We start from the raw sequence: 9,959 nt of genomic DNA, 5'->3' as shown, positions 1-9,959 counted from the left end.
GGCTCATGCTGTGCTGCTAACTTCGCTCGTAAGGGCGACCTTAAGAGCGCAGCCTCGCTACCGTGCCGTCCTCTCGCAAGGCGGCCTTCGCCGGAGGGTATCGTTCCAAGTCGATATATCTGAGATCATAATGCATGAAGGAGACGAGCCAAATGCCGTCGTCGACTTCGTGATTCCGAGCCTCTGGCCGGCGAGCACGGTGGAGATGTTGATCGTCTTCCTGTGTATGCAGATGCGGCCGCAGGGCGGCGGTCCTCCTCCCCGTGTCTCACCGCCGCCACGACATTGCCAGGCAGCTGAAGGGCAACGGCCCTGGCCAACTCAGTGGTCCGCGTCCGATCCCACGGCTGATCTCGCAACGCCGTCGGCCTTTCCGCGTACATAGCTTGGCATCTTGACTGCAATGATGGAGAAAATGCCGATGACTACGCCGGCGATTATATCTATTAAATGATGACCGCCTTCAGGCAGAGTGGCCACGATCATGGCGGCATTCACCGTGGCCAACACGATAAAAAGTGGCCGGATGGTCCGCGCGGCATAGACCACTGCCAATCCAAGTGCCGTGTGGAACGACGGGAACGTGACGAGCCCTGTGCCTTTGGCCATAATCAGATCAAACGGCTCGCCTGATCGCAGCGCCATAAGCACTTGATGGTGCCACATTCCGGCATCAGTGGTGAAGTTCGAAAATTGCCCCGGCGCCGGCTTGAAATAGGCATAAGCGCCTTCTGCTGGGGCCAAAGCCATCATTGCGCCCGTGAAAACCGAAGCAACCGCTAGAAGAGCGACAAACTCCAGTGCTCGTTCTCCTTGGTTTGTCACCGCGAGGATTAACAGAACGAACGGCATTTGGAACGCGAGGGCGTGATAAGCAAAAACCAGGACGGATGCTGTAATTGGCTTGTTGGTCGTCGCGAGGAACCACTGCCAGTCGAAACCGAGGGCGGAATCGATAGAAGCTAGAACCGGGTCCGCCAGAGGCCTTGAGGTGGCCGACGCCAGGTACATGAAGACGGTCGTGGTGATGGCGAGCGGAATGAAAGCTGCTGCGGAAACGACCACAATTCTCAGGCAGCCACAAAGATATTTGATTACGCTCGCAATTGGGCTTGTGTCAGATCGCACTCTGTGGAGCGCAATTGCCGATGCCATCCAAGATGCACTGAGGACAAGGGCCACCTTGCCTATGTCAATCCAGTTCCTCGGTGAAAAATCCACTGTGGAAAATGGCAGCCACAAAATGTCGATCAACCCGAAAAGAGCTGTAGCCAAGGCAATAATTACTAAGTGATTTCGAGTAGACTGCGGATCAGCATGGGGCACAGTCACTGCCACCAGTACAATGAGGATAAAGATGGAATGAGCATTGGCGTGGTCTGCCCATACGCATCGTATTCGGGGAACACCGCTCGCAAGACCCTCTCCTCGTTTACGAGCCGCCGATATTGGAAAGCGAGGGCAATGGCGCAGATTCCGACGGTCGCCCATGTCGCATTGCCGAGAAGAATACCGACCAAGACGATCGCTTCGCAGACGTAGAGCGGGTGGCGCACGATCTGGTAAGGGCCTGCCGTGACGAGCCGTCTGGCCTGCGCAGTGATGCTGAAGGATCTGCCGAGCCACCACAGGCACAAGATGCAAAGCGCGAAACCAACTATGGTGGTCAGGTCCGCAACAAACTCGATCTGCGGAGCTGCCTGGATGCGAGGGACCGCGATCAAAGTTGCGGTGGCAAAGCATCCGATGAGCGCGGAGATTCGCGGTTCAATTCCCTGCGCTGTTCCCAGGGGCGGAAGACGCGCCACTGTCATTCCAACGATGAGCACGAGAAAGCCGACAGCGGCGACATCTGCGGTGAGATGGATAATCCACGCCACTGTCCATTCTGCGCCGGCAAGAGCTACCAAGAACGTTTCGGCCTTCAAAGTCGCGCAGAACGTAAAGTAGAGTGTCATCGTTGCACGCCCGACGAAATCACGTATCTCTGGTGGAGGGAGCTTCATTGATTCTGCCCTTCGGGATCACTGGATAGGCGAGTTGCTCGACGTAAGTTGATGGAATCGGATCATCGACGCCATAGCGCTCCGGGACAGCGTTACCGGGCAGGTACATGGTTCCGAGGAGCGCATCGATCAATGAAAGTTGACCTGCGAAGTTCTTGTCGTATGCCGCGCGCTCGTGAGCGTGATGCCAATGATGGAACTGGGGTGACGCGATCAACCACCGAAGCGGGCCGATGTTCAGCCTGACGTTGGCGTGCAGCAAAAGTCCGTGGACGTGAAAAATTATTGCAAACAGGGCGATCGCCGGACTGCTGAAACCCAGCAGATATACAGGCACGAGCGACGCGCTCTTTGTCAGAGCCTGGTCAACAGGATGAATCCTGTGCGCCGCCAACCAGTCCAGTTCTTCAATGCTATGATGAATCGAATGGAAGCGCCACAAAAAGGGAACGGCGTGAAAGGTGCGGTGGGCCAGGTAAAAGCCAACGTCCGCAATGACAATGATCTCTGATACCTGGAGCCAAACAGGTTGCGATGATACTGCGCTGCCGACATAGGCCGGCACCAGCCGCCCCACCGTACTCGTTGCTAGCGTGAGAGCCGCGATCAGGCCAAGGCTTATCGGGATGCCATTAAACAGCGCATAGATGAGATCGTTGAAAAAGGCTTTCCTGAGTATCTTTTGATGGGGGCGCAGAGCGAACAGGTATTCGATCGGAACGAAGATCAGAACCGCAATTAAGAGCGCTTTGATATTCAGAATGTCCATACGGCGTCCCGCCGGCAAGACGCAATCCAAGCACTTCGCCAACTTGAGCGCAAGCTAATGGTTCTCGGAGATTAGTTGAAAAGGTAATTTGCGCGCCAAACATGTCAGGCTGAGAGCCCGCCTAGTGGATGGAATCTAACACTTGGTGCCCGCGTTTGACGGCGGCAATGATCTTGTCGGGATCGGCGGTCCAACTGAAGGGCTTTGGTTGCTGGTTGTGCTCTTCGAGGAAGCGGTTGATTGCGGCCTGGAGGTCGACGACGGAGTGGAAGACGCCTCGTTTGAGGCGACGCTTCGACAGTTTTGCGAAGAAGCCCTCGACCGCGTTGAGCCACGAGCATGAGGTCGGTGTGAAGTGGAAGGTGAAGCGCTGATGGCGGCCGAGCCAGGCCCGCACCTTGGGGTGTTTGTGAGCGGCGTAGTTGTCGAGGACGACGTGGACGGCCTTGCTGGCCGGCATTTGCGCCTCGATGGCGTTGAGAAAGCGGATGAATTCCTGATGGCGATGCCGCTGCATGTTCTTGCCGATAACGGAGCCGTCGAGCACGTTGAGGGCGGCAAACAGTGTGGTCGTGCCATTCCGCTTGTAGTCGTGAGTCATGGTGCCGAGCCTACCCTTCTTCATGGGCAGGCCGGGTTGGGTGCGGTCGAGCGCCTGGATCTGGCTCTTCTCGTCGACCGACAGCACGATGGCGTGAGCAGGCGGATCGACATAGAGGCCGACGACGTCGCGCAGTTTATCGACGAACTGCGGATCGTTGGAAAGCTTGAACTGGCGCCAGCGGTTGGGCTGCAGCCCGTGCGCCTTCCAGATGCGACGCACAGCGCTTGCGCTGATGCCAGCCGCTTGCGCCATCATGTCGGCGGTCCAGTGCGTCGTCTCGCCCGGCAGATTGACAAGCGTCAGCGCCACCACGCGCTCGGCCACCTCGGGTCCGAGCGCGTGGTCGGCGTCCTCGGCGATTGTGGCGGCTGATGATCCTCGAACCAGAATGATGACTGGCGTCGCAAGATAGTTCCCACCGACGGCAAGGGAAAATGCGATGTCATGACGATACGTCCATTGTCCGAGCAAGCCTCCAGGAATGCCCACCGCGTCCGACGTGCCTGGTCAGGGTCCGTGTCGTACCGAAAGCTCCAGTCGGGGTATATGCATTGCATCGGCCAATGCATGAGATCGCCGGAAAACACTGCCCCTACGCCTCGAGATCTCAGGCCGATGGCTACGTGCCCCGGGGTGTGGCCCGGCGTCGGCTCCAGCCACACTTCGCCATCGAGTTCATAATCCATATCGACAAGCACAGCCCGACCAGCCTCGACGATTGGCAGCACATTGTCCTCATAGGTCCGTTCGTCGGCATCGCCGGAGGCGGCCTGTGCGGCCTCGAACTCGCGCCGCGCCATGATGTAGCGGGCGTTCGGGAATGTCGGTATCCAACGCCCGTCCACCAATCGTGTGTTCCAGCCGCAATGGTCGATATGAAGATGGGTGCACAGCACATAGTCGATCTGCTCGGGAGCAACACCTGCATTCGCCAGGCGCGCCAAAAAGGTGCCGTCGTTGCGGCGATGCCAATGCCGGAAGTATGCGCACGTCTTGTCGTTGCCGACGCAACTGTCGACCAGAATGGTGTGGTGGCCGGTACGAACCAGAAAACTCTGGATGGGAAGAATAAGCCGGCCGGTTGCCGGCGATATCAATCGGGGCGTGAGCCAATGAAGATGCGGTTCGAGTGCTTCGTCGGTGCAGTCGGGGAACCATTCCGACGGCGTCCGCAGAGGGTCGCACATCTCCAGAATTCTGGTTACCCAGATATTCCCGATTCTCCAATCGTCCATTGATGCGATCCTTCTTCGACCGAGGACGGATCGCTAGATATAACATTTGCGGCAAGATGGCGTCAGACCTTTCTTCCGATAGGAAGACGGAGGCGCTCGCGATGTGGCCGCGCTTACGATCGGGTACCAATCGTTAGATCTTAACCACTAGAACCGTGCGTTGCCATAGATCTGTAGCGCCAGCGTGCAGATAGCAGCGATCGAGATCGGCACGCCGAAGGGGACGACGCCTTTGCGGTCCAGATGCTGAACGTAGACGCGGAAGGCCCCTTCGGGCAGCATCAAGGGATTCTTCACGACTAACGCGGTCGCAAGCGCGAAGACCAGCAACAGCACGGAAAACACCAGAAGCCCGCTGCCGCCGATCAGAAACGAAACCACCGCCATCAGTTTGACATCGCCAGCGCCGACCTTGCGCATGGCCCACAACAAGAAAAGCGCCACGAACAGCAGTAGGCCGGCAACCGCGCTCAGGCCCATGTCCCACCACGACCCGCTGAGGATCGACATAACCTGCAGCGAACCCAGCCCAAGACACAAAAGCAGCAGCACGTCACGGTTAGATATTTTTTGGGTCGTGAAGTCGAGCCATGCAATCCTTGCCAGCAAAGGAACCGCTAGCCCCTTCATCAGCAGCGCTCCGGCAAGCAACATGCTAGCGCCTTACCGTTCGAGATTCTTCACGCTGGACGACAGGAGTCGCAAATTGTTGGCGACGGTCGGATCATTGGGAGCCAGTTCGTATGCTTTGAGGAAATTACTGCGCGCGTCCTGCAGCTTGCCGCGCAGCAGATAGGAATAGCCGACATTGTTGTAATATTCGGGCGTTGGCCCAATGAGCCGGAAGGCCTGGCCATAGGCCCTGTCGGCGAGATCGAAGCGGTGGATGCGGTCGCTGCAGGCGGCGAGGCCCAGCCATGCGGCACCGTCGTTGGGGGCGAGTTGCGTCGCCTTGTAGAACAGGGCGCCCGCATTGCCATAATTTTCCGAGCGGAACTGGTTCTTGGCTTCGGCAACGGCTTGGTCGGAGGCATAATATTCGACGTCGCTGACCGTCTTCAGTCCGTCGAAGGCATCGCCGAAGGCAGTAAGCTCCACTTTCGCCGGCTCGTTAGTCCGGACGACCCCCGTTGGGTCCGTCGCATTCGACTGACAACCGGAAAGCACGACAACCAGCAAACTGGCAGCGGCAACGAGGCACATTGGCCTTTTCATTTTATCCCCCAGGGATCTTGCCGATCCGGTCCCCTGACCAAAGCACATCCCTGTCTAGAAGAAAATGCCCTTCATTCGAATGATCACCGGAAGCATCACGACCATCATCACAACAGGAAAGATGCATAGCCCCAGCGGTATCATCATCTTGACAGGCAAAGCATTGGCGCGTTCCTCGGCGAAGAGAATTCTTTGTCCCCGCATTTCGTCGCTGTAGACGCGCAAGGCGTCCGTCAAACTGGTACCGAGCTCTTCCGATTGACGGAACAGCACAGCCAGCGCGCGCGCCTCCTCCAGTCCAACGCGGTCGGATAATTCGCGCAGGGCCTCGCGCAACGGCTTGCCCGCGCGCAACTGAAGATTCATGATTGCGAGTTGGATGCCGAGCCATCTATGGGTGCCAGCCAGTTCGCTGCCGACACGCTCGACAGCCGCTTCGAGGCTCATGCCGGCATCGGCACAGGTGATCATCATGTCCATGAAATCCGGAAAGCCGCGACGATATATCTGTTTTTGTCCCTTTTCGAACCGATCGAGAGCGATGCTCGGAATCACGATGCATCCCAGCCCAAGCAGGGCAGAGCCTGCAAAGGCGACAAGACCGGGAAGTTCGGGTGGCAACATCCGCGACAGGAGCGCATACGTCACGGAAAAGCCAAGACAGACCGCGCCAAGGCGTGACAGAGTATAGATCAATGGCGCGCTTGACTGATAGAAGCCGGCGCGAAAAAGTTTTGCGTCCAGCGCACTTGGCTCGTCACGTTCCTTTTCGATCGATCTGAAATAGGCGTCGACCGGCCGCTGTGCTGAAATCTTGGCCAGTTCTTCCTGGCCCAAAAGCGAGCGGCGGTTGGGAATGCCCTCTGCCAGCAGGCTTTGCGCAACCAGTTTCCTCGTCTGCAGCGCCGGCAAGACGACGAGCGCGCCCACCAGAAACAGCGCTACGGCCGCCAGGAAGACGGCGATGGACACCAGAAGGCTCAGATCCTGGGTCACAACTTCTATAGCTCCGATCGCTCAAAAATCGAAATTGACCATACGGTACATGATGAAGTCGCCGAGCAGCGCCCAGAACCCGAAAACCAAGAACACAGGCATGATCAAGGGGCTGCCCCATACATCACCGTAGTAGCTGGGGGCTAGGCCCGTGAGGATGGCGAGCATCAAAAGAGGAAACAGGGAAATGATCCACGCGGACATTCGCCCCTCGGCAGAGAGCGCCCGAATCTTCAACCTGAGTTTCTGCCTTTCGCGCAGCACCACTGAGAGATTCGACAGAATTTCGGTAAGGTTGCCGCCGGTCTTGGCCTGAATCGACAGCGACACCGACAGCAAATGCAGACCTTCGAAACCGACGCGCTGCGAGAGTTTTCGCACCGCGTTTTCAAGGCTGAGGCCAAAGGTGATCTCGTCGGAAACAATGCCGAATTCGGTGCCCAGCGGATCAGGCATTTCTCGTGCAACAAGGCTTATAGCCACGGAAGTCGGATGACCGGCACGCAGCGAACGCACGATCATCTCAAGGGCATCCGGCAATTGCTTCGCGAATTTCTGGATTCGCCTGGCGCGCGCGCGGCGGAGAACCAGAAACGGCAGGAGGAATACGATGAGCAGAAAGATGATAAACGAAAACACGGCGGAGAAGTGCAGCAGGAACGCAAATACCAGTGCCAGGGCCAGTCCACCGAGAGCAAATGTCGCGACGAACGACAGCGGATTTCCGGTAACGCCGGATTGCGTGTACAGCCTGTTCAGGCCGACCGCATTGAAAAGAAAGTCGCCCGAGCTGGTAAGCCCACGTTCTTGCAGCAATCGCTGCAAGGTCTGTTCGGCCGGAGCGTCGTCGGCGAGCCGCTTCAGTCGACGGTTGATCGTGCTGACCGTTGAGCGCCGCTTGGAGTAAGTCACATACAGAGCCTCGGCCGCGAGGATGAGCGACGCAGCCGCCAGTACATAGATGAAGTAGAGCAATGTCTGGCCGGTCAACATTAGAGCGGGACCTGTGGGTTGAACGCGTCCTTGGCGAACTGATGGCCAAGGGTCGCCGCTTCCTGGGCAAAGCGCGGACGAATGCCGGTCGCCCGAAATTCACCAACGATCTGGCCCTCGGCATTCACATCGCGGCGGACGAAATGGTAAAGTTCCTGAACCTGTACGACATTGCCTTCCATACCGGTGAGTTCTGATATGGAAACAACCCGCCTTCCACCATCGGAAAGCCGTTGCGTCTGCACAATGATGTCGATAGCCGAGGCAATCTGAGCCCGTATTGAATCGTGGCTCATCGGCATGCCGGCCATACCGACCATCTGTTCCAATCGCGATATCGCATCTCGGGGCGTGTTGGCATGAATGGTGGTCATTGAACCTTCATGGCCGGTGTTCATAGCCTGCAGCATGTCGAAGGCTTCCTCGCCGCGCACCTCGCCGACGATGATGCGGTCCGGCCGCATGCGAAGCGCATTTTTTAGCAATTCGCGCTGGCGAACTTCGCCCTTGCCCTCAACATTGGGCGGACGCGTCTCGAGACGGCCCACATGCGGCTGCTGCAGTTGCAGTTCCGCTGCGTCCTCGATGGTGATCAGGCGCTCCCTGGCTGGGATGTAGCTCGACAGGGCATTGAGCAGGGTCGTCTTGCCGCTGCCTGTGCCGCCCGAAACCAGGATCGACTTGCGGGCCTGCACGGCAATGCGCAACAGGTCGACCATCGGTTGCCGGATCGAATTAAACGCCATCAGACGTTCGAGCGAATAGGGGTTCTTGGAGAACTTGCGAATCGAGACCAGCGGGCCATCCACCGAGATCGGCCGCACAGCTATATTGACTCGCGACCCATCTTCCAGCCGCGCATCGACCATTGGCGCCGATTCATCGACACGCCGGCCGATAGCCGAGACGATCTTGTTGATGACACGTAGCAGATGGGCTTCATCGCGAAAGCGGATCGCCGTCTCCTCTATGACTCCACGCCGCTCAATGAAGACTCGCTTGTGGGTGTTGATCAGAATATCGGAAATCGAATCATCCTTGAGCAAAGGCTCGATCGGACCCAGCCCGAGCATCTCGTCAGCGGTGTCGCTGGTCAATTGGTCAAGTTCGCGGGCGTTAAGCGGCACGTTGCGAGCACGAACGAATTCCCGCACGATGGGGCGGATCTCGTTCAGGATTTCCTCCTTGGACGCACTTTCAAGGGCCGTCAGGTTGAAGCGATCAATCAAGTGGCGGTGGAGCTCGACCTTGAGCGTAAGGAAATCATCCCCCGGCGATTCGAATTCCGCAGAACGGGACAGTACGGGGACTGCCGGCACGATCGGATCAAGCTTCGGCTCGACCCGCGGCTCGCTTGGCCCTTTCGTGAATCGGCCCAGCATTTTGCGCTACCCCTTTGGACACGCCTTGGGGGGAATACCCGCAAGACAGCAGGCACCGAGCACGTTCCCGAACTCAATACTTCGTGCATATTTAACATCCAGGTCGAAAAAACATCTCATCTATTCGAACGAGGCGTCCGACCGTAAATATACAAGGGCCTGCCAAAACATCGCCCTGCGTCTTTTTGGCCACGATGGCCCTTACGGGCTCTGGCAAGCCCTTGGATATAATGGCATATGCCTATCTGCTAATATCGCCTCGCTTCTGCCACAGACGCGGCGAAATTGTGAACGGATGGTTAAAGACGGGCGAAAAGCAGGCAGAATCAACGTCTTGCTGCAGAGAGACCTCGAAACGATATGACCATTTCAGGCATAGCACAGGTATAAATAAGTTAAAGAACCACTAACATATTTGACTCTGCTTTTTATCGGCCCCTAGGATTAGGTCGACGGAGGATGCTCAGGTATGCGATTTCATCCTTGGCTCGTCTCGTCAGGGTTTGAACCCCAAAGGGAGAAATTGGCATGAAAAAGCTCATGACGATGACCCGGCAGTTCCGCGACGACGAACACGGCGCCGCCATGGTCGAATATACCATCCTGCTCGGCATCATCACCGTGGCGGTGATCGCCACGATCATTCTTGTCGGTGGCTGGGTCAGCACCCAATGGACGGGGCTTTACGCGTTGTTGCCGTGATAGCTTAGTCCTATCATCGACGCCGGGGAGGTCCCCGGCGTCGATCCAGGTGGTGGG

General features: G+C 57.5%; 11 protein-coding genes and 2 pseudogenes. 2 read left to right on the top strand and 11 right to left on the bottom strand.

Annotated elements, in window-relative coordinates; genetic code table 11:
- Window positions 1–40: 40 nt before the first annotated feature.
- A pseudogene (locus NKJ15_RS33025) lies at window positions 41–243 on the bottom strand (hypothetical protein); the annotation flags it as partial.
- 78 nt (window positions 244–321) lie between these two features.
- Complete coding sequence (locus NKJ15_RS19680; protein WP_352816898.1) at window positions 322–1,011, bottom strand: phosphatase PAP2 family protein; 690 nt, start codon at window positions 1,009–1,011, stop codon at window positions 322–324.
- On the opposite strand from NKJ15_RS19680, the gene NKJ15_RS19675 reads away from it, so the two are divergent.
- A complete protein-coding gene (locus NKJ15_RS19675) occupies window positions 1,010–1,294 on the top strand; it encodes a hypothetical protein (protein ID WP_352816895.1) in 285 nt (94 codons plus the stop codon). The genes NKJ15_RS19680 and NKJ15_RS19675 overlap by 2 nt on opposite strands.
- 34 nt (window positions 1,295–1,328) lie before the next feature.
- On the opposite strand, the gene NKJ15_RS19670 is transcribed toward NKJ15_RS19675, so the two are convergent.
- From NKJ15_RS19670 to NKJ15_RS19630, 9 genes and pseudogenes are all read right to left on the bottom strand, one after another.
- Window positions 1,329–1,958, bottom strand: coding sequence for a methyltransferase family protein (locus NKJ15_RS19670; protein ID WP_352816893.1), 630 nt, complete (start codon window positions 1,956–1,958; stop codon window positions 1,329–1,331).
- Between the two features lie 19 nt (window positions 1,959–1,977).
- On the bottom strand, window positions 1,978–2,775 hold the full coding sequence (locus NKJ15_RS19665) for a sterol desaturase family protein (protein ID WP_352542677.1): 798 nt from the start codon (window positions 2,773–2,775) through the stop codon (window positions 1,978–1,980).
- Window positions 2,776–2,896: 121 nt separating this feature from the next.
- Window positions 2,897–3,715: pseudogene (locus NKJ15_RS19660) on the bottom strand (IS630 family transposase); the annotation flags it as partial.
- Window positions 3,679–4,566 carry an MBL fold metallo-hydrolase gene (locus NKJ15_RS19655; protein ID WP_352816913.1) on the bottom strand — a complete coding sequence of 296 codons (888 nt, stop codon included), beginning with the start codon at window positions 4,564–4,566 and terminating at the stop codon, window positions 3,679–3,681. The pseudogene NKJ15_RS19660 and the gene NKJ15_RS19655, both read right to left, overlap by 37 nt.
- Window positions 4,567–4,761: 195 nt before the next feature.
- Window positions 4,762–5,268 carry a prepilin peptidase gene (locus NKJ15_RS19650; RefSeq protein ID WP_352816890.1) on the bottom strand — a complete coding sequence of 169 codons (507 nt, stop codon included), beginning with the start codon at window positions 5,266–5,268 and terminating at the stop codon, window positions 4,762–4,764.
- A 9-nt stretch (window positions 5,269–5,277) separates the two neighbouring features.
- Entirely contained in the window at window positions 5,278–5,829 is a 552-nt protein-coding gene (locus NKJ15_RS19645; protein WP_353045347.1) for a tetratricopeptide repeat protein, read from the bottom strand.
- Between the two features lie 54 nt (window positions 5,830–5,883).
- On the bottom strand, window positions 5,884–6,801 hold the full coding sequence (locus tag NKJ15_RS19640) for a type II secretion system F family protein (RefSeq protein ID WP_502898822.1): 918 nt from the start codon (window positions 6,799–6,801) through the stop codon (window positions 5,884–5,886).
- A gap of 45 nt (window positions 6,802–6,846) precedes the next feature.
- On the bottom strand, window positions 6,847–7,818 hold the full coding sequence (locus NKJ15_RS19635; protein WP_352542681.1) for a type II secretion system F family protein: 972 nt from the start codon (window positions 7,816–7,818) through the stop codon (window positions 6,847–6,849).
- A complete protein-coding gene (locus NKJ15_RS19630) occupies window positions 7,818–9,200 on the bottom strand; it encodes a TadA family conjugal transfer-associated ATPase (protein WP_352816887.1) in 1,383 nt (460 codons plus the stop codon). Before NKJ15_RS19630 ends, NKJ15_RS19635 begins: the two co-directional genes overlap by 1 nt.
- A 528-nt stretch (window positions 9,201–9,728) precedes the next feature.
- Between NKJ15_RS19630 and NKJ15_RS19625 the strand changes: the two genes are divergently transcribed.
- On the top strand, window positions 9,729–9,902 hold the full coding sequence (locus NKJ15_RS19625; protein WP_352472996.1) for a Flp family type IVb pilin: 174 nt from the start codon (window positions 9,729–9,731) through the stop codon (window positions 9,900–9,902).
- Window positions 9,903–9,959 lie beyond the last annotated feature (57 nt).

The organism is Mesorhizobium sp. M0207, assembly GCF_040321995.1.
Lineage (GTDB): Bacteria > Pseudomonadota > Alphaproteobacteria > Rhizobiales > Rhizobiaceae > Mesorhizobium.
This window is presented reverse-complemented; position numbering and strand designations above follow the sequence as displayed.